This window comes from Candidatus Methylomirabilota bacterium, from assembly GCA_003104975.1.
Lineage (GTDB): Bacteria > Methylomirabilota > Methylomirabilia > Methylomirabilales > Methylomirabilaceae > Methylomirabilis.
Genome location: PQAM01000019.1, coordinates 69,252 through 94,793, shown reverse-complemented (window position 1 = coordinate 94,793; position 25,542 = coordinate 69,252). Strand labels below are relative to the sequence as shown.

Genomic DNA, 25,542 nt, shown 5'->3' with positions numbered 1-25,542 from the left:
CGTATGTAATACATTTCAAAACAGGACGCGAGCGGCAACGCGGAGAGTCTTGGGATAGAAGTACAAGACAAATGGCAAAGAGAGACTTCCCTCCCATTCATCCCGGTGAAATCCTCCTGGAAGAGTTCCTCAAGCCGATGAATATCTCTCAGTACAGACTCGCGAGAGATATCAGTGTCGATCCCCGTCGGATCAATGAGATCGTGCATGGCAAGCGCTCGATCAGCGCCGATACGGCCCTGCGTCTTGGCCGCTACTTTGGCACCTCTGCCCGGCTGTGGCTCAATCTCCAATCCCATTACGATCTGGAGGTGCAAGAGGAACTGATCGGCGATCGGCTGGAAGAAGAAGTCAAATCTGTTGCATGATCCCCGCCCTGGTATCCGGTCATTGATCCCGGCTGACCACTTGCTGGAGCGAATGCCGCCTCTGTGCGGTGTCATATCCCAAGTAGTCTTGCTGTGCCGTCCTACACTTTGGAGGACAGAACCGGTTTCGAGTCTTCTACGAGATCGACCCGAAACACCGACGGGTGGAGATTCTGGCGATCGGCGTCAAACCATGAAGAGCTATGGCAAGCCGTTGAGACTGAGGCACAATAACAGGGACTTTCAGAATCTCGTCAGGAGCGTTCGTCAAGCTGGGCGGATCCGGCGGGGCACGATGAGGCCGGCCCGGGTCTTTACGTTTCACCCGGCTGACATCAAGGCGATCCGTCTCAAGCTGGGTAAGTCACAATCCGAGTTCGCCCTGATGATCGGCGTCAGCCTGGCCACGCTGCAGAACTGGGAACAAGGGCGGCGAGTGCCTGAAGGCCCGGCGCGGGCGCTGCCGAAGGTGGCTGCAGACAATCCGGAGGCCGTCGCCCATACGCTGGGAGCGTAGGCGTTCCCCTCAACTGGAACCAGCCCGCTGACCTGTTCCGTGAAGGTAACCCCCGGTATCCTGTTTCTGCAATTCGTTGCATATTGCCGGGCGTCATTCCGGCCAAGCCCCGCATCGCGGGCGCGAGCCGGAATCCAGGAAATATCGGGAGTTCTGGATTCCCGATCATGATTTATACCCATGTCATGAACCAAGGGGGTTGGGTCCAAAAGCTAGTTGAGCGACTCGGAGTTGGTTTGGGCGGCTCTCTACCGGAAAATCGGATAGGCCGACATACGTGTAGCGTCTGCTGTTATCCGGATTCCTACAAATTTCTTGTTAAGTGCTGGAAAAGGTTATAAAGTTTTGGGTGCCTTCAGGAACGACTGATCGAAATAGGCCGATCAGCATACGTAATAGTTATGCTGTTGATGAGAAAGTAGACGAAAGGTAGAATACTTGCGTGCCTGAGATATCCAGATTCCTCGGCGTGGTGATCGGCATCTTTCCGCGGGACCATCCACCGCCGCACTTCCATGCCGTGTACGGAGAGTACCAGATCACGGTCGGTATCCAGAGCGGCCTCGTCAGTGGCAATTTTCCGAAGCGCGCATTGCGCCTCGTGCTGGAGTGGCTCGACCTTCACCAGGCGGAACTCCTTGAGGATTGGAACCTTGTTCAGGCCGGGCGACCGGCAAATAAGATCCCACCATTGGAGTAGCGAGATGATACCGAGAGTTGAGGAAGCGCACTATGTCCAAGGGTTCACAATTCACCTTCGGTTTTCGGACGGAACGGAAGGCGACGTGGATCTTGGGGGGGAGTTATACGGGGAAGTCTTTGAACCGCTCAAGGAACAGGCCCTGTTCCGGCGGTTCGTCGTACACCCCGAATTCCATACGCTCTCCTGGCCAAACGGGGCTGACTTCGCCCCGGAATATCTGTACGAGAAGGTGCGGGTTGCAGCATAACTACGCGATCGAGCTGTGGGGTCAGGTCTTGCAATACGGCATCCCTGGCGTAACACACCAGCGGAGCTGACGGCCCACAGCGTACACGTGTTCGCCAATTCCGAGCCCTGTGTTTGATGGGCCGCAGCTCACTCGGGGCGTTCGGTTTCACAACACATCGTTGACGCGGTCGCGGGTACGACGTATCGTCATACTGCGAGATGAGTCATGCCAAGATCGAAGGTGGCCATTTCGTTAGACGAATCCACACTGGATCGTCTCGATCAACTGGCGAAGAAGCACGTCTTCCCCAGTCGTAGCAGGGCCATGGAGGAAGCGGTCGCCAAAAAACTCGCCCGCTTAGACAAACGTCGTCTCGCCCAAGAGTGTGCCACACTGGATCCCGCATTCGAAAAGGCGCTGGCGGAAGAGGGGCTGTCTGAGAACCTTGCGGAATGGCCCCAATACTAGGGGGCGAGATTCGCTGGGCCGACCTGAATCCGGTACGGGGACGCGAACAAGCAGGACTGCGCCTGGTGTCCCGAGTCAGACGTTCGATACAGAAGTCGGCGCCCCATGTGTCGTCATTGTTCCGAAAGTCCCCCCTCACCCTCGCCCTCTCCCCCAAAATGGGGGCGAGGGGTGCATAATAAGGGTTCCTCTCCCCGCTGGGGAGAGGATGAAGGTGAGGGGTGTAGGGCGTCGACTTTCATGCCCATGGGCGCGCCAACGGCGCATGGGGTATTGCGAGACGCAGCCGAAGCAATCTCACAGTCGTTCGGGGTAACTACGGTGAGATTGCCGCGCTCCCGTTGGTCGCTCGCAATGACGGGCCAGTGACGGGACGGTCTCGCAACACACTTTCATCCCCATGGGCGCGCCAGCGGCGTATGCGGTATTCCTGGATTCCGGCTCGCGCCCGCTATGCGGGCTTGGCCGGAATGACGGCGGGAAATATGCGACGAATTTCAAAAACAGAACGCGAGCCGCGGTGCTGAGAATCTTGGGGTAGAACTACAAGACAAGAGGTGAGGAACACAGACGAAGAATGAAATCCCGCCTCTTACAGGGCGTCCACCGGCTCACGGGCGGCCGTCATGTTGAGGTCGATATTGTCGATGACGGGGAGGGAATGGCCCAGTTTCAACCCCAGGACGATCCACTCTTCAAGTGTGGAACGCAGGCTGGCCACGAAACGTACCCTCTGGCTACGCTGCAGAACTGGGAACAAGGGCGGCGAGTGCCTGAAGGCCCGACGCGGGCGCTGCTGAAGGTGGCTGCAACAATCCGGAGGCCGTCGCCCATGCATTGGGAGCGTAGGCGTTCCCCACAACCGAAACCAGCCTGCTGGCCTGTCCCATAGCCGCACCCGCAGGACCTTCGCATCGGTCGGCCAAGATAAGTTTATGCGGAACGCCGGTGCAGCTTTTACAACTATACGCCGCGTTGAAATCCCATTGACAACTCTACGAAATGGCAGGATAATCCTGCACATCGTGGAGATGCTTGAGTTGGTGCTACATAGGCCAGTCTAATCATAGTCATGCACTTTGTAGAAAAGGAGGCTCGATTATGAACAAGACCCCACGAATATCATGCGCTTTGCTCTTCATCATCACCCTGGGCGCGACTGTCCAGGCCGCCGCCGATCCCAAGGCTTACTGCTCCGACAAGACGCTTAAAGGCTCCTACATTTTCTCCATTCAGGGCTACCAGGGTGCGGAACCTTATCCTTATGCCTCCGCCGGCATGTTCGTTTTTGACGGGGCGGGAGGTATCGTCGATGCCGTAACACGGTCCACGAACAGAACCACCACCCGCGGTACGGGTACGTATTCCGTGGGCGAGTCTTGCCAGGGCTCGATGTCGCTCAGTTCAGGGAACGACTACGACATCTATGTCAGCCCACACGGTGAGAGCTTCACGTTTGTCCGGACCTCGGGCAATGACGTGGTTGCCTCCAGGGCAGATCGCGTTTCGCACAAGCAAATCCTGAAATGAGCCTGCGTCCGGCGCCTTACTCGCAGGTTGGAGGTAAGGCACGAACCCCAACGCTATTGCGCCCGACAAATTCACCGACAAGATAACCGTGAACTCGCCTCGTCGCCTTTCGCACGGCTTTCTTCACACCCTACCGCATCATTTACCGAATCATGGATAAGAACGTCTGCGTTCTGCTGATTGCCGATGGTCGTCGTGATATGCAGTCTCTGCTGCAGCGGCGATTACTGGAAACGTGATACACATTGGTCGAACGGCGCTGGATTTTCATTGACAGAGAACGGGCGCCGTTGCCATTATACAGCGGGCCGAAGTGGTGGAACTGGTAGACACGCCGTCTTGAGGGGGCGGTGGGGTTACACCCGTGGGGGTTCGAGTCCCCCCTTCGGCACCATCGTGTACTCGCTGCCTCTCCCACCCGCCTCCCTTGACATTTTCACACGTCGACCTCGATCGTTCTGGTTGACAACAACATCATAGGCGGCGTCCGGAAGATCCTTCCAAGCCGGATACGGTGCGCCAAGGATCGAACGATGAAACCAGGGATTGTCGTACTGACAGGTTGTGCGGGCTTCATCGGCTGCAAGGTCGCCGAGCTGCTCCTGCAGGCCGGTCACCTCGTGATCGGGATCGATAATCTGAACGACGCCTACGACGTGCGGTTGAAGCAGTGGCGCCTTGAGCAGATGCTCCCCCACCCCAGCTTTCAGTTTCACCAGCTCGATATCAGCGACCGCGTCGCCCTGAGTGCGCTCTTTAGTGCGGCATGCGGTTCCGATAGTCGCAACCCGACTGCCGTGATCAATCTGGCCGCCCGGGCCGGTGTCCGCCAATCGGTCGAAGACCCTTGGGTCTATTACGACACCAACGTCACCGGGACGCTCAACCTTTTGGACCTATGCCGCACGTTCGGGATCAGCAAGTTCGTCCTCGCTTCGACCTCCAGCCTGTACGGGCAGTCGAATCCCCTGCCCTACCGGGAGGATGCGAACACCGACGCCCCGCTCTCACCCTACGCCGCCTCCAAGAAGGCCGCCGAAACGCTGTGTTATACCTACCATTATCTGTATGGGATCGACGTCACGGTCTTGCGGTACTTTACCGTCTATGGTCCGGCCGGGCGACCCGATATGAGTCTCTTTCGCTTCGTGCAATGGATCAGCGAAGGACGCCCGGTCATGGTATATGGCGACGGCCGACAATCCCGCGATTTCACCTTCGTTGACGATATTGCCAGAGGCACGATTGCCGGCCTCAGGCCCCTGGGGTATGAGGTGATCAACCTGGGCTCCGATACACCTGTTGTGCTGATCGATGCGGTCCGGCTTGTGGAGGAATTGATCGGAAAGAAGGCAGAGATCGTACACTCGGCCCGCCATCCGGCCGACGTCCAGGCCACATGGGCAGAGATCGGCAAGGCCAACCAATTACTGGGTTGGCAGCCGCAATCGACATTCCGGGATGGCGTCGGCGCGCTGGTCCAGTGGTATCAGGCCAATCGCGAGTGGACGAGGGCGATATCAACACGGTGAAGTGGACCGGTAGAAGATCTGGGCTCAGTGAGGCGCAGTGGAGGGTTGAGCAGGCGCCGTAGATCGGTGCGGGGTGGCTGCGTGATCGGGCAGCAATCCGAACAGCAGGAACAGGCAGAGTATCACCGGGGTAATGGCGATCAATGCCAGTACGCGTCGCTCAAATCTGAGGTGCATGAAGTACATCGCGACCAGTGAGGCCTTGGACAGCGCGAACCCCACCAGCAGGAATCCCGTGGCGAGTCTTGCCAGCGGAAGAAAGATCACGACGACCTCTGCAAGCGTGAGCCCGAGGAGCCACCAGAAGACCGCAATGTAGTGAGGGGTGTCCCGCCGTACGGTCATCGCGTCTCCCTCCTCGTCACAGCAGGTAGACAAAGGTGAAGACGAGGATCCACACGAGATCCACGAAGTGCCAGTAGAGGGCGGCAATCTCGATGGCGTTGGCCTTCTGCTGCCCCAGCCGCCCGCATAGCGCCTGTACCAGGTAGCAGGCGAGATAGACCACGCCTCCGGTCACATGGGCTCCGTGAAAGCCCGTGATGATGAAGAAGGTCGTCCCAAAGAGCACAGCCCCAAAGGGGTTGCCGGTCAGGGTCAGACCACGATGGATCAGGTGGGTCCATTCGTACGCCTGCAGCCCCAGAAACGCAAGCCCGCCGAGAATCGTAAGTGTGAGGAACCGGCATAACCCCCGCCGGTCATCCCGCTGGATCGCTGCGAGCGCGAGGACCATGGTCACGCTGCTGCAGATCAATAGAAACGTCATAAACGCGGTCAGTGTGATCCCGAGCACACTCGACGGCAGCGGCCAGTCGGTGCTGCCATAGCGAAGGGCACCGTATCCGGCCAACAGCGCCCCAAACGACATCGCATCGCCGGCCAGAAAGACCCACATCCCCAACTTGCCATGGCTCTCCGGCGTAAGCGGCGATTCGGTCGGTTCGACCGATTCGGTGGGGCTCGCCTCAGAGATCGGCGTCGGCCACGGAATCCGATTCAATTGCGGCCCCCCATTACGATCCTCCAGGGCTTGCCGCTCGTGCCTCTGGTGCGGCAGCGAGCGATCGGTCTTGAGGCAGGTAGTCCTCGGGCGCCTCCGGCGCGCTGTACTCGTACGGACCGCGATAGACTGTAGGGATCAGGTCGAAGTTGCCGTGCGGCGGCGGCGAGGACGCGCTCCATTCCAGCGTATTGGCGCGCCAAGGATTCCGCTCTGCTTTCCTGCCGGCCACCAGACTCCAGAAAAAGTTGACGATGAAGAGTATCTGGACCGTGCCGAGTATAAGCGCGCTGACGGTGATGAAGACGTTGATCGGCTGGAGCGGTTTTAGAAACTCGTACTGAAGCGGGTTGTAGATGCGCCGCATCATGCCGCCCACACCCAGAATAAACATGGGAAAGAAGGTGCAGTTATAGGCGATGAAGGTGGTAAAGAAGTGCCACTTTCCGAGCGGCTCGTTCATCATCCGCCCGAACATCTTCGGAAACCAGTAGTACAGCCCGGCAAAGAGCGCAAAGAGGCTCCCCCCGAACAGGACATAATGGATATGGGCGACGATGAAGTAGGTATCGTGAATGAACATATCCACCGGCGTTGACGCCGCAAAGACGCCGCTCAGCCCCCCGATGACGAACATCGAAACAAAACCCAGCGCAAAGAGCATCGGCGTGGTGAATCGGATCGAGCCGCCCCACAGCGTTCCGAGCCAGTTGAACGTCTTGATGGCCGACGGGACCGCGATCACCATGGTCGAGACCATGAAGCTGGTGCCCAGGACCGGGTTCATCCCGCTCACAAACATGTGGTGGCCCCATACAATGAAGCCCAGGAAGGCGATGACCATCATGGAGCAGGCCATCGCCCGATAGCCGAAGATCGGCTTTCGGGCGAAGACGGAGAGGATCTCCGAGGCGGCCCCCATAGCCGGGAGGATCAGGACATAGACCTCGGGATGGCCGAAGAACCAGAACAGGTGCTGCCACAGCAGCGGTTCACCCCCGCCCGCAGGGAGGAAGAAACTGGTCCCCGCCATACGATCCAACAACAGCATGACCAGCGCCGTCGTCAACACCGGAAGCGCCAGCAGAAGGAGGATCGCCACAATGAAGAGGGACCAGATGATCAGCGGCAGACGGAAGAAGGTCATACCGGGCGCCCGCATATTGATGACCGTCGTGATGTAGTTGATCGAGCCCATCAACGACGAGATACCCAGGACGATCAGGCTGATGCACCAGAGGTTCTGCCCCCACTCCACACCGGAGTACTCGGGCACTGCAGAGAGCGGCGCATAGGCGGTCCACCCGCCGGCAGCGTGTCCGCCGGGAACAAAAAAGCCGGCCAGCATGATGAGACCGGACAGGGCGCCGACCCAGAACGAGAGCATATTGAGCACCGGAAAGGCCATGTCCCGCGCGCCAATCATGAGGGGGATCAAAAGGTTCCCGAAACAGCCTATCAGGATCGGCATCACCACAAAGAAGATCATGATGGTGGCGTGCATCGTAAAGAGCGAGTTGTAGAAGGCCGGGTTCATGTGCCCCTCGGTCATAAACGGCTCAGGAATCCAACGGGTCCACGGCACCTCGCTCTCCGGCCAGGCCAGTTGCCATCGCATCATGAGCGCCATCAACCCGCCCAATACCAGCATGAACAGCCCAAGAAAGAGGAACTGCTTGGCGATCATCTTATGATCCGTGGAAAAGATATAGGTCCGTACGAAGCCGTGCCCGGCGTGCGTCATCGTCTCTCGAGGTCCCTGCTTGAGTCCGTATTCAGGACCCCGGCCATTGCTCCTTGACCCATGTATCGTACTCGTCGGCGGTATGCACCGTCAGATGCCCAAGCATCCCCGAGTGACCGAACCCGCACAACTCGGCGCAGGGGATCTCGTACAGACCGGGCTTGGTGGCGGCAAACCATGCGGCAATCTCGCGTCCCGGTACGGCATCCTGCTTCAGGCGCAGATTGGGCAGGAAAAAACTGTGAATGACATCCTTCGATCGGATGCTGACCTGGATCACCTTGTTGACCGGGACGTGCAGCTCGTTGTCGATCTGAAAATCGTCCGCCGTGTCGAACTGCCCGTCCGGTCCCGGGTAGAGAATCTCCCAGTTGAACTGTTTTGCGGTCACCCGGACCCGCACATCGGGGGGCGGCTGATGGGCCTTGATGTCGCCCCATGTGGCTCGGCTCATGAGCGACAGCACAATCAGAATGATCGCGGGAATAACGGTCCAGATGATCTCCAGCGTAATGTTGCCGTGCGAGTACGTTGCGCGCCGTCCGTCCCGATGACGGTACAGGATGAGGAAGGCCGCCATGGTGCCTGCTACCAGCAGGAAAATCGTACCGGTGATGTAGTAGATAAGGTAGAAGAGGCGGTCGATCTCTTGACCGTAGGTGGAGACGTTTTCGGGAAGCCAACGTAACAAGGGTACGCTCCCTGGTCGTTCGATGCTTCAACATGCGGCGACCTGTATCGAAAAGGATTATATGGTGATTGCGTCCGCCTCGTCAATGCGTATGGACGTGCTGGAGGCTGACCTTGCATACGGCGGATTGGTCCAGGACGGCAGATGTGGCTGGAATGGGGTCACCAAGACAGCTTGCCGGGTGGGTCGAGCAGGGCTGTATATCCCTCGCGGAAGGTGGGATAGCGGAACACGTAGCCGGAGGCGACAAGCCGGGCATTGCAACACCGTTTGTTGGCGGGATGCCGAGCCGTCCGCACCGTGGTCGATTCGCTCGGCCGCGTCGGCGGGACGCCCAGGGCTTCAGCCAGCCAGTCAAGCAGTACGGCCAGTGTGGTCGGTTCGTGATCGACCCCGACGTAGATGGGGTCCGGAGCCGCAAGCAGCATCAGATGACGCAGGGCCCCGGCGGCGTCATCCCGATGAATACGATTGAAATAGACAGGCGATTCATTATCCCACGCGATCCGACCGTGACGTACCTGCTCGATCAGCGACGCGCGTCCGGGACCGTACAGACCGCCCAGGCGTAAGACCGTCGCCGGAAACGGACCGTCCAGCAGCAGACGCTCTCCCTCGAGCAGCCGAATCCCGCCGAATTCCGCGGGCTGGGTCGGCGAACTCTCATCCACCCAGGCCCCTGAGGATTCCCCGTAGACCCCCGTACTCGATGTCAGGAAGATACGTCTGGGAGTCGCCCGCTGCGCGGTCAGCGCGTTGAGCAGGTTGCGGAGCCCCTCCACATAGACCGCTCGGTAGGCTGCATCGTCATGGGTATCGGGGGCCGCGGAGTAGAACACATAATCGATAGTTGATGGCAGACCTTGAAGCGTATCGGGAGAGGTCAGATCGGCCGCGAGAGGACGGATGCCGGACGGGAGCGTCTCGGGATGACGACGCAATCCCCAGACGGTATGTCCCTCACCAGCCAGCAGGAAGCCAAGCGCCGTTCCGACATACCCGCATCCAGCTATAAGGATGTTCGCCATGGTCAACAAGATCCGCGATTAGCTTTCGGCGATCAGCCGCCAGCTTATAATGATCCGACAACGGCTGATGGTTATGCGGCCAACAGATGCCGAAGGGCGCCCTCGAGTTCGGGATAGCGAAACTCGTATCCGGTCGCCAGGAGCCGCGTCGGCTGGACCCGCTGACTGGCCAGGAGCAATTCGTCCGCCAGCTCACCAAAGACAAGACGCGCGGCGGCGGCAGGCATGGGAAAGATCGTCATGCGGCCGAGCAGCCGTCCCAGCATCCGGGTCAATTCCCGGTTGGTCACCGGATTCGGCGTCACCGTGTTGACCGGACCCTGGAGCGCGTCTGTCGTCAGCGCATGGACAATGACGTCCACAAGGTCATCCAGGGTGATCCAGCTTACGTACTGGCGTCCCGTCCCAAGCACCCCGCCAAGGCCCTTCTTAAACGGCGGGAGCAGCTTGGCCATGGCGCCGCCCGTCGGGCTCAGCACCATCCCGAAACGGAGGTGAACCACGCGGATCCCCTTCTGTTCGGCGGGCTTCGTGGCCGCCTCCCATTCGCGACAGACCGAGGCCAGGAAGCCGGCGCCGGGTCCGCTCTCTTCCGTGAGCAGTTCATCCCCGCGATCGCCGTAGTACCCGATGGCGGATGCGCAGACGAGTACCTTGGGCGGCTGCTTCAGTCCGGCCAGCGTCTCGCAGAGCAAGGTCGTCCCGACGACCCGGCTGTCTCGAATCTGCGCCTTCTTCTCGGCCGTCCACCGATCGGCCGCAATGTTTTCACCGGCCAGATGGACGACCCCGTCCATGCCTTCCAGACGAGAGGCATCAATGAATCCTGTCTCAGGACCCCATTGGAACTCGTTCTTGCCCTTCCGCGGCAAGGTGCGAACCAGACGGCCGATACGATGCCCGCTTGCCGCCAGAAACGGAACGAGCGCCGATCCGATGAATCCAGTTGAACCTGTGATAAGGATCCGCAGCGGTGTCATACGATCAGCTCTCAGCTTTCAGTGATCAGCATTCAGCAATCGACGCTTGTGGCTGACTGCTTAGCGCCGATCAGTGACTGCTGTGGTTTCATGTCCCTGAGACCGGATCGCGCAGGCTGACCAGGATGCCCATGACAAAATACTGCGCAGTCCAGCCGATCACGCACGCCCCCACCGCCCTCGTCGAGGTCGTATAGTTGAGCGTCTTTCTCACCGCCACGACCATCGCTCCCAACGTCCAGATCGATGCTACCCCAATGATAAAGCCGCCGACGGTACTGCCCAGTCCGGGGATGGCGCCCAACAGCCTGATGACTCCAGGAGCGCTGGCAAAACTGATCAGCCGTATCACGGTTCCGACGTCAGTTCTGGTCTTTGGCTCCTGAAGTACTCGCGTACCGACAACCGCGGTTGCCAATGCCCAGATATACCACTCCATCATCGTCTGCAGTGTCTTCAGGAAGAAGTCCCCGATCCCGGTCTGAAGAACGATACCGACCCCGGCGGCCACAGCCGACAGTACCACTACAATCGACGCCTGTGCTGGCGCATACCGATCCGTCTTGATTTCGTCATAGAGACTGCCGTCACACTTGGCAGCCCGGATCATCCGCGCCCCCAGCGTTTTCATCACCTCTCGTCCTCCGTACAACGCCCGTCCAGCGCAGGCGTGGATGGCCGCCGCCATCCCATGCGTAGCGTCCAACTGAGATCGTCGCGCGAATACGCGACGCGTATAGTGCAAAGCTATGGTATCCGGGACAGTGTGTCAACTGTTTTCAGAGGGCGGGCGCGTGGAGACATGTTGCCGTATCATACCAACGCGGCAGTAATTACACCGACGGCCTCTCGGGAGCGGTCTGGCACTTTAACAGGGAGACCCTCCCGCTGCTGCCGTCGATCCTGACCCGGCTCTTGTCGGGGAGTAACAGCGATGCATGTTCCAGGACGACGGCGGGGACGCCGCTTTCGCGAGCCAGACAGGCCCCATGCGCAAGGATGCCTCCGGTTTCCATGACGACCCCAGCCGCGCCCCTGATGTGCAGGAACATACCGAGACTCACCGACGGTACGACAATGACGTCATGGGGACGACAGCCGTTGCCGTTGCTCAACGAATCGAGTCGATCAGGGTCGATGATCCGTACTGTTCCGATCGCTTCGCCGGAGGAGACAGGGATCGCCTGAAATTCCTGCGCGGCCTCAAGCCGCGGCGGCCGACCGATCTCTTCCAGCGCACCCTCACAGATGACCCGCGGCATCCATCGTCGTTTTGAGAACAGGAGTGCGATCTCCCGCTCCTCATGCCGGACCTGCATCTTTTCACGAGCCGACTTGACATCACGGAGCAATCCCGGCAACTCTGACGGATACAAATAGAAGATTGCGTCGGGCTCGAGGACAAGCTTTCGACTCAGGACCGTCAGCGCCCGCCGGATAAGGGCGTACTCGGCAACCAGGTAATACTTGATCGTCTCGCGGAGCGGCAGGTATCGCCGGGCATACGAGAGTTCCGTCAACAACGTCTCGATGTCGGATCCAACCGCGCCGAGTTGCACCAATCGGCCCCCGAGTTCCGCCTCAGCCCAATCTCGACACTCGGCCTGCTGATGCGGTTCCCCAACCGTGTGGTAAGCGGTCGTCGCGGCCTGCCGGAGCAACCGTTCGAGACTCGCGGGATCATCGGTCAGACGAGGCATCGCGATCTCCAACTCGTTCGTGGCCAAGTGGCCGTACATCGCGAGAAACTCCTCGCGCGACATCTCCTGCTGCGCGAGTCTCGACAGATCGATCCCCTCCTGACCGATCTTGCTCAGTTGCAGGCGGCGCAGCAATGGCTCGATCAGTCCATCGGCTTCTCGACCGCACCAGTCCTGCAACCGCTGTCTCACCCGCTCAGTAAAGAAGAAACCGAGCCGGGCCGCGATCACGAAATGGACCGCGGTATACCGCTTCAGGTGGTCTAGATAGTCCTGAATCTTCGCAACGATTGCGTCACACGACAGCGCTGTCAGGTTAACCGACCGCTCCCGGGTCAGGTAATTCTGCAATTCCGGCTCTATCGTATCGGCAAACTGGCTATGGTACGTCTCCGCCCACGTTCGTATCCCGCTTGAGAAGTCAAGAAAACGGTCATGATACGCCGGCCCCTCGTCAGGACCGAAACGCCTGACCGCCTCATCAAGGGGCAACTCCTGCTGATACAGTCCCAGCTCGGGATAGTTGGCCAGGTGCGGATCGGCCTTCACCCGATTCAGATAGGCTGCGATGTCGAGGGGAAAACCGGCCTGGAACGTCTTGGCATCCAGCTCAAGATTGAAGTAGGGGTGGCCGCAGATCAGCTCAAACAGCCCTTCGGAGGTCTCGTCGCCGAATGTATAGCCAAGCCGTCGGCGACCACGCTGGATGCCGCCCTCGTCGCTGAAGATCGAGGTGAAGATCCCGAAGCTCATGGGGGTCGGTGTGGGCAGAATTTCGGTGATATTCCCGTCACTATAGACCGCCTCGCCGCACTCGATCTTCCCCTTGCGTCTCAATTCGGCGATCCGGTTGCGCAGCCGATCGATCTCCCTCTGTCGATACCGTGCAGCCCTGTATTCAAGGAGGTCGCTGTCTGTTGAAATCGGCCTGGTCTGCAGGATGTGTATCCGTCCTCCGGCAATCGCGAACTCGATATCCTGCGGATGGCCGAAGAGGGTCTCCAGGGCAAGCGCGGTATCAACGAGCGCGCGAAGCTGGGTCGGCGTCAGGCTCGCGTGCTGTCCGACAACGCGCGCCTCCAGCACACGACCCGCTCGATCAACACGAAACGTATCCCCCGATACCTGACCCGATACCAGCGGCTCACCCAGACCGGGCACCGAGTTGATCACGCACTCGTCCCGACTGAAGGTCACCGGATTCAGGGTGTAGAGTACGCCTGAGACCTCGGCATCCACCATTTCCTGTACCACAACGGCCATGCCGGGCCCGCAGCCGTTCTCGTGCAGACCGACGTACGCTTTGTACAAGGCGGTGCGCGGCGCCTTCGTGGAGCGCAGGCACTCGGCCACGGCACGGATCAACTCGGTCTCGGAGGCAACATTGATACGCGTCGTATAAATACCGGCAAAGCTGGCATGATGAAGGTCCTCAAGGGTCGCCGAACTTCGCACGGCCACCCGCTGAAACCCTCTTGCTCGGTAGGCCTCGACAATCGCCGCCTGCAACTGCTCATTCGGTTGGATCGCTTCGCCAGGTGATCGGAACGCCGCTTCGCAGGCGTCGGTGGGGATGACGAACCCCTGCGGTACCGGGAAGCCGGCCCGCATCATCAGACCCAGGTGGAGTGCCTTCCGTCCAACCCGGGCGAGGTCGTCTTCCCGAACATCCTGAAGATCGATAATGCGGAAATGCCGGGGCATACTGCTCAGGCGGCCGGCAGCCCGGCCCGCCAGATACGGAAGCGGTCGCGCTGGACCCGCTCGACCTTCCACCGATACTTCAACTCCTCCCACTCCGGAACAAAGTGTTCCACTACGGCTGGATCCGTGGAAGCCAGGACCTCATCCAGCACCTTCCGGTAAAACCTGGTGATATCCCGCATCACCCCATCCGGATGCTCGCGCCCGGGAATCTTCAGATAATCGACGCCCGCTTGCACGTACTCAGGCAGCTCATGAAGGATCAACGACGGGCTGCTCTTGAGACCCACCCGCTTCGCAGAAGACCCATCGACGCGATCGATATCCCATCCGGCCTGACAGACGCGATGGCAGCTTCCGCCGCGATTGGCGCTCCCGAAGCAGTGATCCTTCCCTTCGGAGTCGACCCATCGGTCGAAACGGAGATAGGGGCTCATGGTGCATCGGCCCGGGCAGATGATCCCTTCCTGAAGCGACGTAAAGAGGAAGACCTCGATGCCGACCGGCGCCTCGGCCTTAAGTGCGCGGATCTGGTCGATCTCGACACCCCATCGGTAGGAGAGGATGACAAAGTCAGCGCCGATCTGCTGATAGAATCGCACGTCCTCCCGGTTGCAGACGGCGCAGGTGACGCTGGCGTGAATGTCGACATGCGGGAACCGACGGTGGAGTTCCCTGATGCAGCCGATATCGTTGAGGATGAAGCCGGACAGGCCCCAGTCGATGTACTGCTCGACCTTGCGAAAGAAGAGATCGATCTCCTGGGGACCGGGTAGGCTGTTCAGCGCAACCTTGACCTCCTGTCCCCTCTCCCGCGCACACTCATGGATCTCCCGGATCTCCTCATCCTGAAGCTCATCCTCGGGAGGTCTTCGGCTCCAGCCCGCAGGACCCACATAGACAGCGTCTGCGCCGGCCTCCAATACGGCAAACGCCATGGCCTGTGTGCCCCCGGGCGCCAGCAATTTCACCATCGTATTTGTCCTTCGCTCTTCATTCTTCAGCCTTCAGTCTATCTACCTGCTGTTACCCTGCGAAGCCCATAGTGAAGGTCCCCGGAGGCAGTCGGTCGATGCCGAGGAGTGGTCCGCCGCCCACCTTCAGAAGCTCATCAAAGAGGCGTTCGATCTGGTGGACGGTGGCGCCGTCCCACGCCGTCATCACCCGTCGCCGCCAGCTATCGCGCAGGATCGTGAGAATCCGCGGATCGATCCCGCCCATGACCTGCTCGCCGATCTCGACCCAGATCTGATCGTTCGCCTTGAGATATGCGGCCGTGTCGCAGAACGCACGGACAAAGCCACGCAACAGTTCTGGGTTTCGCTGTGCAAACGCTTCGGTCACGGTAAAGAGGGTAATCGGGACCGCACCGTCGATCCCGAGATCGGCGATCAGGTCGAGGACATCGACGACCCGACGATACACCCCTGTCGCCACCAACGGCGGGATCAATTGCCACCACTGCAATGCGGCCTGAACCTGCCGATCTTTGAGCATCTCAGCCAGGGTCCCCTTGGAGAGCGCCTCGACGACCGTATTCTCCTGCTGGGGATCAAAGCCGAACTGTTTCATGCACGCTGCCCGTAAGATGACCCAGTTCTTATCGCGCAGCCGGACCACACCGATCCGCTTCCCGCGCAGGTCTTGCAGACCGCTGATCGATGAGTCGGATGGGACCACAAGCCCGCCTGCGATCCGCCCATAGGGAAAGAAGGCGGTCAGGGGGAGGCCATCGGACCGGTGACGGCCAATGACAATCCAGTCGACGTCGATCAGATCGACGGCGTCCTCCTTGAGGGCTACCTCAAACGATTGAAACGCGCCTGTGATCTGATCCCGGACCAGGGTGATCTGCAGATCAAACCCGTGCTTGGCATCCAGCCCCAGCTTCTTCATCGCATAGACGAACCAGCGAGGGCTCCCGGTCGGCTCAAAGGCCGCCCGCAGCACAGGTAGTCCGCCTGAACCGTTATTCGACGCCGTCATGCCGATACGCCCCTTCTGCTGTTCCTTACTGCGGCTGCCGCGCGCTGCCCAGTAGGACACCGGCGCGGCGCGTGCGCTCCATGGTCCACCGTTTTCTCAGCTCCTGCCATTCCGGAACATACGGCTCCAGCGACAGCCCGGCGCCGGATGCCGGAATGGCATCGATCAGCCCCCGGTAAAACCGCGTGATATCCCGCATCAACTCTTCCGACCGTTCCCGACCCTGGATCTTGAGGTAATCGACCCCAGCCGCCACAAAGCCGGGCAACTCCCACAACTGCAGGAAGGGGTCGTTGCGCAGTGTGCTCTTGCCGTCGAATTCGCCGTCGGACGCCGCCACGTCCCATCCCCCCTGGCAGACCCGTGAGCAGCCCCGTGCGCCGCGATTGGCCGAACCGATCATCTCGTCGTCGTCGCCCTCCGACCACTCCTTGTAGACCAGATAGCTGCTCATGATGCACTTGCCGGGACAGACGATCCCGAGCGGCATCGGCTGAAAGAGAAAGATCTCTACCGCCATCCCGACCTCCGCCTTGATCGCCTTCACCTCATCCGGCTGCAGCCGGTACGGTAGGATGATGCAACTTCCGCCGAGCGACTTGTAAAAGTAGATGTCCTGCCGGTTGGTCACGGCGGTCCCGATGCTGACATGGATGTCGATCGTCGGGAACTGCCGTCTGACCGCCAGGATGCAACCGGGATCCGACAAGACAAACCCGGACACGCCCCACCCGGCGTACGCCTCGACCTTCTGCATCAGGCGCGGCATCTCGGTCGGCCCCGGCATCGCGTTCAGGGCCACCTTGATCTCCCGCCCCATGGCGCTCGCCGCCTCGCTCAACTCTCTGATCTCATCATCCGTCAGGTCCATCAGCGACGATCGGCGGCTCCATCCGCGGGCCCCGACATAGACGGCGTCGGCCCCCTCGGCCAGCGCATTGAGGGCCATTCGCAGGCTCCCGCCCGGCGCCAGCAGCTTGACCGTCTGCGTCGAGGTCTGCACGCCTGTCGTCATCGACGTCATCCCTTTGCCCGCGCAACGAGGCGGTCGTCCCGCCGCCGCCGCTCGCTCGCCCATCGCTTCTTCAGCTCCGCCAGCTCCGGCGCATAGTGGGCCGTCACCTCGTCGGACGGGAAGGCCTGCAGATCGTCGACGACCCGCCTATAGAACCGAACGATGTCCCTGACCAGATCATCCGACCGATCCCGCCCCGGCACCTTGAAGTAGTCTACCCCCGCATGAATATAGTCGGACAGCTCCTTCAGCCAGAGCAGAGGGTTGCCTTTCAGGCCGAACTTTCCGTCGATCTCCCGGTCGTCGTTCGTCGCCTCCCACCCGACCTGACAGACCCGCAGACAATCGCCGCCCCGATTGGCGCTGCCGTAAAAGTAATCCTTCCCCTCGTGATCAATCCACCGGTTCGAGCTGAAGTAGCTGCTCATCGTACACTTGCCGGGACAGACGATCCCGTCCAGGTTCTCGGTCCTGAACAGGAAGACCTCCAGCCCGACGTCGAGGGATCGCTTGATCGCCCGGACCTCCTCGATCCCCATCCGGTACGGCAGGATGACCACACTGGCCCCCAGCTCGTGATAAAACTTGACCTCGAGGGCGTTGCTCAGCCCGGCGCCCACGCTGACGTGGATCGTGATATCGGGGAAGTGCGACCGCACCTGGACCATCGAGCCGATGTCGCTGATCATGAACCCGGTGACACCCCACCCGGCATACATATCGACCTTCTTCAACAGCAGCGAGACCTCTGTTGAGCTGGGCATCGTATTCAACACCACCCGTACGTGCTTGCCCTGCGCGCGTGCCGCCGCACAGAGCTCACGGACCTCCGCATCGGTCAGCTCGGTGTCGGACCCTCGTCGACTCCATCCCCTGACGCCGACATAGACCGTATCGGCCCCCGCCTCCAGGACCGAGAAGGCCATCCCCCGCGTTCCCCCGGGCGCCATCAGTTTCGCCATTGTTCGTTCCTCCCCACGCCCTTCGTCACGCGATCGGAGATAGCGCTTGAGGGCTGAGATATTCCTGCCCGGAGACGCCGAAATAGAATCCATTGCACAGGCCGCTGTGCGATACCGATCTCAACTGATCCAGCCACCGCTTGACGGCGCACTCCCCGTTCGATCCGACCGCACGGAGGGCCTCCCGATAGACGCGCCCGGCGGTCTCGACATAGGCCCCCGTTTCACCCAACGTATAGATGTAGAACAGGGTGAGATTGCTCTGTACCAGGCGATCCAGATACTCCAGCATGCACAGGTCCTTCCCGCTCAGGTTGGCCCGCCCGATGCTCTTGAGCTCCCACTCTTCATGGGTCAGCCAGTGCCCTTGCGAGCAGCCCTCCTCGCAATGAAGCGGCACCTGACCGGTGTAGTCGGTGACAAAGCAGGTCCCCGAGATGGCCAGCGGGATCTTGCCGTGCAACGGGACAACCACCTCAACGGGCGAGTGATCCCGGATATAGATCAGCTCCTCCAGGCTCAACTCGGCATTCGGAAAGACCCGCTCCACCCCATACCCCTTCAGGACCTGCGCGGTCTCATGGGTGTAGAGGTTGCCGAAGACCCCCAGATGGATCGGGATCTCGCCGAGGATCTCGCGCACCATCCGCAGCAGGCCCATATTGTGGACCTCGACGCCGTCGATGGTCAGCCCGCGAGCGCCCTGGAGCAGCTCCTTGATCCAGACCAAGTCGCTGTCCTTGGGAATGGCATACAGGCTCAAATAGCACTTCTTCCCCATCGATTTGACCCGCTCCACCCCAGCGGCGAGCGTCTCGATATTGCGAGAGAAATTACCCGGATAGAGAGGGCAGGTGTAGTCGCCCAGATACAGGGCATCGTATGCGGACAGATCGATCTCGTGTAGCTGCCGGGGACCAGGGATATGCGTGGACAGTTCAAACATCTCCGCCTCCACCATTCATTTGAGTGAGTTGCAAGCAGGACTCTCGTCCAAAGCGAAAGCGGCTATTGCACATCCAGTGCCAATTACTTCCGGACGACTGACGCATAACTAGATGATTATATTGATGAAGTGAGGCTGGATTACGGGGTGGTGCGGAACGAACCAGCGTTGGGAAGGCACCTGTGGGGTAAATCCCCCAATCATGGGTGATCTGCCTCATCTCATAAGTGCTTCACACCGACAATTTGACCCTGATCAAAGTCACGGGGCGCTTACAGTATGAGCCGCATCGCGCTTACACCTTTAAAATTATCAGGCGAGGGAAAGTTGCGCGATAGAGGCGGTCGTTGAGGGTGCAGCAGGCGGAATCCATTGTGTAACGCATGGGTCCCGATGATGAAATCGGCGAGGTCCGAGATCACGGGGCGAGCGCGACACCATGCGTCAGGATAGACGCGACGAGACTGGCGGGTTCAGGTTGGTGCAGCGCACGCGCGGAAAAGAAATGGAGTGTGATGTCATCGCCTGCCTTCTCTTGTACCAGGGCGGCAGTGTGCGCCCGGGTGGCGAGGTCCCATGATTCGATATCGTCCAGAAAGACCGCAAGATCGATGTCGCTCGATTCATCGGCGCGTCCGTCCGCCCACGCACCAAACAGGTAGGCCGCCGCTATAGGGGTGTAGCGGGACAGCAACTCCAGGGCGTACTGGGCGCGGTGTTCAATCACCGCATCGATGTCGGCCATTACACCACGTCCTCCGTGTGCGTTTCCATCTCCCGCGGGTCATTACTGCTCACCGGGTCGTGAGGACCTCGCGGAGGGCGGCGATGAATCGCTCATTCTCGTGGGGGGTGCCGATGGTGACTCGTATGGAGGTCGGAAGACCATAGCGGGTGAGCGGGCAGACGGCTACCCGTTTCTCCGCCAAGGCGGCAACTACCTGTTCGCCGTCCCGTTCGACGTCGACAAGGATGAAGTTGGCTCCCGTCGGTACGTAGTGCAACCCAAGCGCCTCGAACACCCGGTACAGATTCTGCTTGCCGGCCTCATTAAGCCGCCTCGAACTGGCGAGGTGCGCATCATCGTCGAGGGCGGCCGAGGCGGCCGCACTGGCCAGGGCATTCACATTGAACGACTGCCTCGCCTTGTCGAGGAGCGCAATGCAACCGGGCGGGGCGATCGCGTAGCCGATCCGCAACCCAGACAACCCGTAGATCTTGGAGAAGCTCCGCAATGCGATCACCGGGCGTCCTTCCCCGACATAGCGTACGGTATCAGGTTGAAGATCGCTTGAGAGATACTCGCGATAGGCTTCATCAATCACGACAATGACTCCGTCAGGGAGCGCCTCGACAAACGCGTCGATGCCGCCAGGCGTCACGCAGCTTCCCGTCGGATTGTTCGGGTTGCCGATGAAGACTATCCGGGTCCGTGGCGTGATCCGTTCTGCCATCGCTTGAAGATCATGGCAAAAGGCTTTCAATGGGACAGCGATCCGTTCGCTGCCGGCAGCCTGGACGGCCCGGCCATAAAAGGCGAAGGCGGGATCGCCCACGATGGCCTCTGTGCCAGGGCCGAGGAAGCACCGGGTGCACAGGTCGATCAGCTCGCTGCTGCCGTTTCCCAGCGCAATATGCGCCGGGGTCAGTCCAAGCCGCTCCGCCAATCGGGCCTTCAGGCCGAGTCCCTGACAATCGGGATACCGATTGATATTGTGCAACAGGTCCTGTATCGCCTTGACCGCCAGCGGCGACGGCCCTGACGGATTCTCGTTATAGTCGAGCGCGACCCAGCCCTCGTCCCCCGTCCCAAACGGCCGACTATGGCGGTACGGGGGTAGTCCCTTCAGATGAGGGGATGCTGCATCATCAAATCGAAAGGGCATACGCCGGGACGAGGCTAGAAATGCTTGTAACGGTAGGCAACCACGACGGCCTCAAGTTTGGTGTGGAGGCCGAGTTTGGCGAGGATCTTCTGGGTATGGTTACGGGCGGTGGTGGTGCTGATCTGGAGGGCTTTGGCAATCCCCTTGGCCGTCTCGCCACGGGCAATGAATCGGAGCACCTCTTGTTCTCGTGGCGTCAAGACCTTCAATGGGGATGTCCCCTCCGAGGGGCCCATCGTGCTGCCATCCGGGGCCGTTTGTTCGCGTCCCAGCAGTGATTGGATCTTGCCGAGGAGGACCTCGGTCTCCACCTGTCGGGTCACATCGTGGAAGATGTGCACCATGGTGAAGAGGCTCGGCACAGCCCCCGGAACCACGACGGTGCTGACGTGGAGCCACAGGGGGCGTCCTGCCTTGGTGTGGATCATGATCTCACGCCCCTCAACCGGCTCCTCTTTCCTGGCTGAGGTGATCGGGGAGCAGTTTTCTCCGCAGAGTCGGCATCCGGTTCGGCTTTTTACGGCCCAGACCTCAGAACAGGGCCGTCCTATCACCTCTGCCGCCGTGAACCCTACAAGGCGTTCAGCCGCCCTGTTCCATAGGGTAACCATATGATCCTGATCGACGCCAAGAACCCCGTCGGCGGTATTGGAAAAGACCTCCGCGAGCGAACTGGCCATCGGGTACGCTGTATCCATCGGATGCACCATACGGCGTGTCAATATTGAACCGGTATACATATGTTACAAAACGATACAGGAACGAACGAAAAAAATCAAGGGCGGCGGCGGACCGTCACAGTGATCACTCCTTGAGTAGTGTCGGTTCCTCCTCCTCGTTGTGGTCACCTATGACAGGCGGCTGATGCCCTCGATCAGTCCGGAGATCGGAAATATCCATCGCCGAATGCGCTGCGTTCTCCTCGTCTGAGGGGCCGATCGGTGTCAATCGGGCAAAATCCAATGAGACACGACCGGTATTCCGGTCAGGGACCTGCTCGACGGCCTGTCGAACACCACGCCTCGTCAGTCGACCGAGCAGGAGACCAAGCAGAAACGCGACGAGGAGGATCCCGGCGAAGTGAAGCGCCGGCACCGAAACGGATGAGACCATCAGGAAGTCGACGAAGGCGGAAACCAGATCGAGCGTACTGTCCATGATCGCCCACATGTTGCCTCGCGCAGGGATCAGGTGATCTTCATTACAGCCTGAAGGCAGGCGCCGCCGGATCGGATAAGGCGGCTACCGACTCTTAATCACCAGCGCGGACTGTACCTCCCTGACTCCGGAGACCTCCCGGGTCAACGCCATCGCCCGATCGATTTGGGCCTGAGAGCTCACAAATCCGGACAGGATCACCCGTCCACGGAAGGTCTCTACAGAAATTGCGAACCCGCTGATCGTAGGATCGCCAACCAGTCTCGCCTTCACCTTGGTAGTGATCGCCGTATCATCAAGGTACTCCCCCGTACTCTCGCGGGTCGCCGTGGCAGCGCACGCCTGTAATAGGGGGAAAGCAACAATCACAATCGCAATGAGCGTTGCGCGGGTTCGGCTCATGAAACGCATCGACGCCTCCTTCAGTGATCGTTGTTGACGCTGTCCCATCAAGGCCGCTCACAGGCCGGTTCTACGAGTCACTATACCAGAAAAGCATAGGGAGAAGAAAGGGGTTGTGTTATGATTTTACTTGCCCTCAGGAGCGATCATGCCCAGATATTCGACATTTCAGCCGTTGTTGGGACTCACCATCGGCGACCCGGCAGGTATAGGTCCCGAAATCATCGCGAAGGCGGTCACTCACGAGGAGATACGGGCGACCTGCCGTCCGGTCATCATCGGTGAGACGGGGATCATACGGCGGGCCGTCCGGCTTTGCCGCCTGGACCTCCATGTACGATCCATCAGCTCCCCGGCCGAGATCACCGGCGATCCCGGCTGCCTTGAGGTGGTGGACCTGAAAAATATCGATACGACAAGCTGTCCTTCCGGCGTACTGGCCCCCCACTGCGGTCGGGCAGCGGTGGAGTACCTCAACAAGGCCATCGATCTGGCGCTCGCGCGCGAACTGGATGGGATCGTGACCGGCCCTCTGAATAAAGAGGCCATGGGCCAGGCCGGCTTTCCCTATGACGGCCAGACGGAGCTGTTGGCCGAGCGGACCAGGATCAAGGATTATGCGATGCTGCTGGTCGTCGGTCGGATGCGCGTACTCCACGTCTCGACCCACACCTCGTTACGAACTGCCTGTGATAAGGCGAAACGGGGCAGAATCCTGACCGTCATTCGCCTGGCCCATCGGGTGCTGTTCGACCTCGGATCTCGGCAGAAGCGGATCGGCGTCGCCGGTCTCAACCCCCACGCGGGCGAGAACGGCCGGTTCGGGCGAGAGGAGATCGAAGAGATCGCACCGGCGGTCGAGGCCGCCAAGGCCGAGGGGATCAGGGTGAGCGGGCCGTTTCCCCCGGACACCCTGTTCCACCGACACCGGCTGGGTGAATTCGATGCCTTGGTCGCCATGTACCATGATCAGGGTCATATCCCGCTCAAGCTGGTCGGGTTCCACCGCGGCGTCAATGTGACCGTCGGGCTTCCTATCATCCGTACCTCGGTCGATCACGGCACCGCCTTTGACATCGCGGGGACGGGGACGGCAAATCCTCACAGTCTGGTGGAGGCGATCCTGCTCGCCACCAGGTTCGCCCATCGCCGTCGTCGGGGCGAATAATTATTCGCCCCTTCACACCCGGCACCGCATATCGTTCTCCAGACAAGCGCTACCGCCGGTTACTGCACGCCCGGGTGCCTCGGAGGTGTACGCGGGCCCATCATTTCCATTCGTGGACGGCCCATCGTTGATTCACGAGCCAGTCGCCTGAATTTGTCCTGCTGCTCCGGTGTCAGTACCGCCTTCCCGGCCTCAATCGTTTTGATCCTCGCCACGCGGAGGTCCGCCCGCAGCATGGCAATCTTCTTCGCCAGCGCCTCCACCTTCACCAGATCCACCTTATCCGTTTCCAACAGCCCCTTCAACTCCAACTCCGCGACGTCAATATCTGCCGTTCGCTTGATCGACTCCTTCTCAAAGCCCGTTCGTAACTCCTGGAGCGACCGTTCCTGTTCGGTTGAGAGTCCAAGCTGATCTCTCCACATCAACATCAGGCTGATCAGCGGCCCTCTATGACCCCCTTGGCCATACAACCACGGCCCGGTCATACCCTGCACCATCTCGTGTATTCCATGCATGACGTCGGGGAGCATCCGGTGTCCCATCATATCCGGATCCGCCGACTCTTCTTGGGCAGAGGCCACCGGTGTGCGTATCGGTACCAGCATCGATCCTGCAACACCTGCCAGCACCAATATGGCTGTTGTGACTGCTCGCATGGTTACGTCCTCCTTTCTCAGTCATGAGTGTGATGAGTGTTGAGTAGTGAGTGGTGAGTGGTCAGCGTGTCAGCGGACAGGCATCGTCACCATTCACCCCGTTGCAACACTCTGACATGCCACTGAATGGGAAGGTTTAGTTGGGACGAACAGGACCACCGAATGCCTCGGCCGCCTCACAATAGAGGGCGTCCGGACACTCCTGATATCGTGGGGAAAAATGGAAGATCGCCAACTCCTTAACGTTGGCCTCGCGGGCCAGCAGTCCCGCCTGTCGCGCTGTCAGGTGGTGCCGCTGGACCGCGTACTCTCGATCCTGCTCCAGATACATGGCCTCGCAAAACAGGAGATCCGCATCCTGCGCCAGGGCGAGGATCTTCTGCCGATTCTCGTCGGAGTAGAGTGTATCGGTCACATAGACCAGCCGCTGCCCCTTCGTAATCGTCACGATCTGGTCCTGGAGATCACCAAGCCGCCATTCCTGAAATCCCTGGCCGACCTCACTCCTGCACGGGGCTCGGACCACCGCATCGTCCGGGACGCCTGCGCGAAGCAGCCGCTTAAACTCGGTCAGCCATGGTCCGATATCCAGACCGAGTTGCCTCAGCCGTTCCGGGTCGATATTGATCCGCTCCGCCTCGACCAGCCTGAAGGCGAGGCACGGGATCTTGTGGTCCAGGTGAACCGCCTCGACCCGAAACAACGGGTCGTCGATCAGCACACCGGTACACGGCGAGGATGGCGCGACATCGACCCGCTCAAAGCGGTTGCCGCATGGAAAGCGGGCCACAGTGATCTTCTCCCGACCTACCTCGTAGACGTCGAAAACGAGGGTATACCCCTCGACCAGGTTCCACGTGTAGCCGGCGAGCCGCCCTTCGACATTTGCGATGATGCCGGGGGGTCCAAAGAGACGGATCGTCACGTCTCGACCGAGGACGATCCGCAGGAGGTGATCGAAGCCGATAAAGTGATCGATGTGGGTATGGGAGACAAAGATATCGGTTACCCTGAGCAGTTCACCGGGCGGCTGGGCCGTCAGATCACCGAGATCCAGCAGCAGGGCGCGCCGCTCCCACCTGAGCCTCACATAGAGCCCGGGATCGCCGAAGACTCCATGGAGCAACCTGGGTTGAAACAGATTGGTCATGCCGCCGATACCC

28 protein-coding genes, 1 tRNA gene and 3 pseudogenes are annotated in these 25,542 nt (G+C 60.1%); 12 read left to right on the top strand and 20 right to left on the bottom strand.

The window, feature by feature from the left end; translation table 11 throughout:
- The first annotated feature begins 71 nt into the window (after positions 1 to 71).
- The 11 genes and pseudogenes from higA to C3F12_14535 all read left to right on the top strand — a co-directional run bounded on the left by higA (position 72) and on the right by C3F12_14535 (position 5,347).
- Positions 72 to 368: an addiction module antidote protein, HigA family gene (gene higA, locus C3F12_14585; GenBank protein PWB42421.1), complete on the top strand. Its 297-nt coding sequence runs from the start codon at positions 72 to 74 to the stop codon at positions 366 to 368.
- A 193-nt stretch (positions 369 to 561) separates the two neighbouring features.
- Positions 562 to 885, top strand: coding sequence for a transcriptional regulator (locus C3F12_14580; protein PWB42420.1), 324 nt, complete (start codon positions 562 to 564; stop codon positions 883 to 885).
- 442 nt (positions 886 to 1,327) lie between these two features.
- A complete protein-coding gene (locus tag C3F12_14575; GenBank protein ID PWB42419.1) occupies positions 1,328 to 1,585 on the top strand; it encodes a transcriptional regulator in 258 nt (85 codons plus the stop codon).
- Between the two features lie 4 nt (positions 1,586 to 1,589).
- Complete coding sequence (locus tag C3F12_14570) at positions 1,590 to 1,835, top strand: DUF2442 domain-containing protein (protein ID PWB42418.1); 246 nt, start codon at positions 1,590 to 1,592, stop codon at positions 1,833 to 1,835.
- Positions 1,836 to 2,042: 207 nt separating this feature from the next.
- Positions 2,043 to 2,285 carry a CopG family transcriptional regulator gene (locus C3F12_14565; GenBank protein ID PWB42417.1) on the top strand — a complete coding sequence of 81 codons (243 nt, stop codon included), beginning with the start codon at positions 2,043 to 2,045 and terminating at the stop codon, positions 2,283 to 2,285.
- Positions 2,270 to 2,353 (top strand): annotated as a pseudogene (locus C3F12_14560) (MazF family transcriptional regulator). The gene C3F12_14565 and the pseudogene C3F12_14560 overlap by 16 nt, the downstream one beginning before the upstream one ends.
- A gap of 668 nt (positions 2,354 to 3,021) precedes the next feature.
- Positions 3,022 to 3,096, top strand: a pseudogene (locus C3F12_14555) (transcriptional regulator).
- 290 nt (positions 3,097 to 3,386) lie between these two features.
- The gene (locus C3F12_14550; protein PWB42416.1) at positions 3,387 to 3,815 is read left to right on the top strand and encodes a hypothetical protein; all 429 of its coding nucleotides are present in this window, start codon (positions 3,387 to 3,389) and stop codon (positions 3,813 to 3,815) included.
- A gap of 107 nt (positions 3,816 to 3,922) precedes the next feature.
- A pseudogene (locus tag C3F12_14545) lies at positions 3,923 to 4,054 on the top strand (plasmid stabilization protein).
- 68 nt (positions 4,055 to 4,122) lie between these two features.
- Positions 4,123 to 4,209, top strand: a tRNA-Leu gene (locus C3F12_14540).
- Between the two features lie 139 nt (positions 4,210 to 4,348).
- Positions 4,349 to 5,347, top strand: coding sequence for a nucleotide sugar epimerase (locus C3F12_14535; GenBank protein PWB42415.1), 999 nt, complete (start codon positions 4,349 to 4,351; stop codon positions 5,345 to 5,347).
- Between the two features lie 24 nt (positions 5,348 to 5,371).
- Here the strand turns inward: C3F12_14535 and C3F12_14530 are convergent, their stop codons facing one another.
- The 18 genes from C3F12_14530 to C3F12_14445 form a co-directional block, all read right to left on the bottom strand.
- Positions 5,372 to 5,692 (bottom strand): oxidase, encoded by a 321-nt coding sequence (locus tag C3F12_14530; GenBank protein PWB42414.1) that lies wholly within the window; start codon positions 5,690 to 5,692, stop codon positions 5,372 to 5,374.
- A 16-nt stretch (positions 5,693 to 5,708) separates the two neighbouring features.
- A complete protein-coding gene (locus C3F12_14525; GenBank protein PWB42509.1) occupies positions 5,709 to 6,245 on the bottom strand; it encodes a cytochrome oxidase subunit III in 537 nt (178 codons plus the stop codon).
- A 118-nt stretch (positions 6,246 to 6,363) separates the two neighbouring features.
- Positions 6,364 to 8,094: a cytochrome c oxidase subunit I gene (locus C3F12_14520; GenBank protein ID PWB42413.1), complete on the bottom strand. Its 1,731-nt coding sequence runs from the start codon at positions 8,092 to 8,094 to the stop codon at positions 6,364 to 6,366.
- A 31-nt stretch (positions 8,095 to 8,125) separates the two neighbouring features.
- Positions 8,126 to 8,809 (bottom strand): cytochrome c oxidase subunit II, encoded by a 684-nt coding sequence (coxB, locus tag C3F12_14515; GenBank protein PWB42412.1) that lies wholly within the window; start codon positions 8,807 to 8,809, stop codon positions 8,126 to 8,128.
- A gap of 137 nt (positions 8,810 to 8,946) precedes the next feature.
- Positions 8,947 to 9,813: an NAD(P)-dependent oxidoreductase gene (locus C3F12_14510; protein PWB42411.1), complete on the bottom strand. Its 867-nt coding sequence runs from the start codon at positions 9,811 to 9,813 to the stop codon at positions 8,947 to 8,949.
- A gap of 71 nt (positions 9,814 to 9,884) precedes the next feature.
- Positions 9,885 to 10,793 carry a TIGR01777 family protein gene (locus C3F12_14505; GenBank protein PWB42410.1) on the bottom strand — a complete coding sequence of 303 codons (909 nt, stop codon included), beginning with the start codon at positions 10,791 to 10,793 and terminating at the stop codon, positions 9,885 to 9,887.
- An 88-nt stretch (positions 10,794 to 10,881) separates the two neighbouring features.
- Positions 10,882 to 11,424: a hypothetical protein gene (locus C3F12_14500; protein ID PWB42409.1), complete on the bottom strand. Its 543-nt coding sequence runs from the start codon at positions 11,422 to 11,424 to the stop codon at positions 10,882 to 10,884.
- A gap of 202 nt (positions 11,425 to 11,626) precedes the next feature.
- Positions 11,627 to 14,269: a hypothetical protein gene (locus tag C3F12_14495; protein PWB42408.1), complete on the bottom strand. Its 2,643-nt coding sequence runs from the start codon at positions 14,267 to 14,269 to the stop codon at positions 11,627 to 11,629.
- On the bottom strand, positions 14,203 to 15,171 hold the full coding sequence (locus C3F12_14490; GenBank protein PWB42407.1) for a U32 family peptidase: 969 nt from the start codon (positions 15,169 to 15,171) through the stop codon (positions 14,203 to 14,205). Before C3F12_14490 ends, C3F12_14495 begins: the two co-directional genes overlap by 67 nt.
- 52 nt (positions 15,172 to 15,223) lie before the next feature.
- Positions 15,224 to 16,183, bottom strand: coding sequence for an ABC transporter substrate-binding protein (locus C3F12_14485; GenBank protein ID PWB42406.1), 960 nt, complete (start codon positions 16,181 to 16,183; stop codon positions 15,224 to 15,226).
- A 25-nt stretch (positions 16,184 to 16,208) separates the two neighbouring features.
- Complete coding sequence (locus C3F12_14480) at positions 16,209 to 17,198, bottom strand: U32 family peptidase (GenBank protein PWB42508.1); 990 nt, start codon at positions 17,196 to 17,198, stop codon at positions 16,209 to 16,211.
- A gap of 5 nt (positions 17,199 to 17,203) precedes the next feature.
- Positions 17,204 to 18,160: a U32 family peptidase gene (locus tag C3F12_14475; protein ID PWB42405.1), complete on the bottom strand. Its 957-nt coding sequence runs from the start codon at positions 18,158 to 18,160 to the stop codon at positions 17,204 to 17,206.
- 25 nt (positions 18,161 to 18,185) lie between these two features.
- Positions 18,186 to 19,106, bottom strand: a complete 921-nt coding sequence (locus C3F12_14470) for a U32 family peptidase (GenBank protein PWB42507.1) — start codon at positions 19,104 to 19,106, stop codon at positions 18,186 to 18,188.
- A gap of 418 nt (positions 19,107 to 19,524) precedes the next feature.
- Positions 19,525 to 19,851 (bottom strand): hypothetical protein, encoded by a 327-nt coding sequence (locus tag C3F12_14465; GenBank protein PWB42404.1) that lies wholly within the window; start codon positions 19,849 to 19,851, stop codon positions 19,525 to 19,527.
- Between the two features lie 49 nt (positions 19,852 to 19,900).
- Positions 19,901 to 20,992 (bottom strand): histidinol-phosphate transaminase, encoded by a 1,092-nt coding sequence (hisC, locus tag C3F12_14460; GenBank protein PWB42403.1) that lies wholly within the window; start codon positions 20,990 to 20,992, stop codon positions 19,901 to 19,903.
- A 14-nt stretch (positions 20,993 to 21,006) separates the two neighbouring features.
- Complete coding sequence (locus C3F12_14455) at positions 21,007 to 21,732, bottom strand: hypothetical protein (protein ID PWB42402.1); 726 nt, start codon at positions 21,730 to 21,732, stop codon at positions 21,007 to 21,009.
- 64 nt (positions 21,733 to 21,796) lie between these two features.
- Positions 21,797 to 22,162 carry a hypothetical protein gene (locus tag C3F12_14450; protein PWB42401.1) on the bottom strand — a complete coding sequence of 122 codons (366 nt, stop codon included), beginning with the start codon at positions 22,160 to 22,162 and terminating at the stop codon, positions 21,797 to 21,799.
- A gap of 72 nt (positions 22,163 to 22,234) precedes the next feature.
- Positions 22,235 to 22,561, bottom strand: a complete 327-nt coding sequence (locus C3F12_14445; protein PWB42400.1) for a transporter — start codon at positions 22,559 to 22,561, stop codon at positions 22,235 to 22,237.
- 139 nt (positions 22,562 to 22,700) lie between these two features.
- Between C3F12_14445 and pdxA the strand changes: the two genes are divergently transcribed.
- The gene (gene pdxA, locus C3F12_14440; protein ID PWB42399.1) at positions 22,701 to 23,720 is read left to right on the top strand and encodes a 4-hydroxythreonine-4-phosphate dehydrogenase PdxA; all 1,020 of its coding nucleotides are present in this window, start codon (positions 22,701 to 22,703) and stop codon (positions 23,718 to 23,720) included.
- A 59-nt stretch (positions 23,721 to 23,779) separates the two neighbouring features.
- On the opposite strand, the gene C3F12_14435 is transcribed toward pdxA, so the two are convergent.
- Both C3F12_14435 and C3F12_14430 read right to left on the bottom strand, forming a co-directional pair.
- Entirely contained in the window at positions 23,780 to 24,379 is a 600-nt protein-coding gene (locus C3F12_14435; protein PWB42398.1) for a hypothetical protein, read from the bottom strand.
- 136 nt (positions 24,380 to 24,515) lie between these two features.
- Entirely contained in the window at positions 24,516 to 25,529 is a 1,014-nt protein-coding gene (locus C3F12_14430; protein PWB42397.1) for a ribonuclease Z, read from the bottom strand.
- Positions 25,530 to 25,542: the final 13 nt, after the last annotated feature.

Coding starts and splice junctions, on each gene's coding strand:
- C3F12_14455 (PWB42402.1), bottom strand. CDS start 21,732: ATGTATACCGGTTCAATATTGACACGCCGTATGGTGCATCCGATGGAT.
- C3F12_14535 (PWB42415.1), top strand. CDS start 4,349: ATGAAACCAGGGATTGTCGTACTGACAGGTTGTGCGGGCTTCATCGGC.
- C3F12_14570 (PWB42418.1), top strand. CDS start 1,590: ATGATACCGAGAGTTGAGGAAGCGCACTATGTCCAAGGGTTCACAATT.
- C3F12_14580 (PWB42420.1), top strand. CDS start 562: ATGAAGAGCTATGGCAAGCCGTTGAGACTGAGGCACAATAACAGGGAC.
- pdxA (PWB42399.1), top strand. CDS start 22,701: ATGCCCAGATATTCGACATTTCAGCCGTTGTTGGGACTCACCATCGGC.
- C3F12_14475 (PWB42405.1), bottom strand. CDS start 18,160: ATGGCGAAACTGATGGCGCCCGGGGGAACGCGGGGGATGGCCTTCTCG.
- C3F12_14565 (PWB42417.1), top strand. CDS start 2,043: ATGCCAAGATCGAAGGTGGCCATTTCGTTAGACGAATCCACACTGGAT.
- C3F12_14430 (PWB42397.1), bottom strand. CDS start 25,529: ATGACCAATCTGTTTCAACCCAGGTTGCTCCATGGAGTCTTCGGCGAT.
- C3F12_14530 (PWB42414.1), bottom strand. CDS start 5,692: ATGACCGTACGGCGGGACACCCCTCACTACATTGCGGTCTTCTGGTGG.
- C3F12_14450 (PWB42401.1), bottom strand. CDS start 22,162: ATGTGGGCGATCATGGACAGTACGCTCGATCTGGTTTCCGCCTTCGTC.
- C3F12_14485 (PWB42406.1), bottom strand. CDS start 16,183: ATGACGGCGTCGAATAACGGTTCAGGCGGACTACCTGTGCTGCGGGCG.
- C3F12_14550 (PWB42416.1), top strand. CDS start 3,387: ATGAACAAGACCCCACGAATATCATGCGCTTTGCTCTTCATCATCACC.
- hisC (PWB42403.1), bottom strand. CDS start 20,992: ATGCCCTTTCGATTTGATGATGCAGCATCCCCTCATCTGAAGGGACTA.
- C3F12_14480 (PWB42508.1), bottom strand. CDS start 17,198: ATGACGACAGGCGTGCAGACCTCGACGCAGACGGTCAAGCTGCTGGCG.
- C3F12_14435 (PWB42398.1), bottom strand. CDS start 24,379: ATGCGAGCAGTCACAACAGCCATATTGGTGCTGGCAGGTGTTGCAGGA.
- C3F12_14465 (PWB42404.1), bottom strand. CDS start 19,851: ATGGCCGACATCGATGCGGTGATTGAACACCGCGCCCAGTACGCCCTG.
- C3F12_14510 (PWB42411.1), bottom strand. CDS start 9,813: ATGGCGAACATCCTTATAGCTGGATGCGGGTATGTCGGAACGGCGCTT.
- C3F12_14445 (PWB42400.1), bottom strand. CDS start 22,561: ATGCGTTTCATGAGCCGAACCCGCGCAACGCTCATTGCGATTGTGATT.
- C3F12_14490 (PWB42407.1), bottom strand. CDS start 15,171: ATGGTGAAATTGCTGGCGCCCGGGGGCACACAGGCCATGGCGTTTGCC.
- C3F12_14500 (PWB42409.1), bottom strand. CDS start 11,424: ATGAAAACGCTGGGGGCGCGGATGATCCGGGCTGCCAAGTGTGACGGC.
- C3F12_14525 (PWB42509.1), bottom strand. CDS start 6,245: ATGTGGGTCTTTCTGGCCGGCGATGCGATGTCGTTTGGGGCGCTGTTG.
- C3F12_14505 (PWB42410.1), bottom strand. CDS start 10,793: ATGACACCGCTGCGGATCCTTATCACAGGTTCAACTGGATTCATCGGA.
- C3F12_14520 (PWB42413.1), bottom strand. CDS start 8,094: ATGACGCACGCCGGGCACGGCTTCGTACGGACCTATATCTTTTCCACG.
- C3F12_14470 (PWB42507.1), bottom strand. CDS start 19,106: ATGTTTGAACTGTCCACGCATATCCCTGGTCCCCGGCAGCTACACGAG.
- higA (PWB42421.1), top strand. CDS start 72: ATGGCAAAGAGAGACTTCCCTCCCATTCATCCCGGTGAAATCCTCCTG.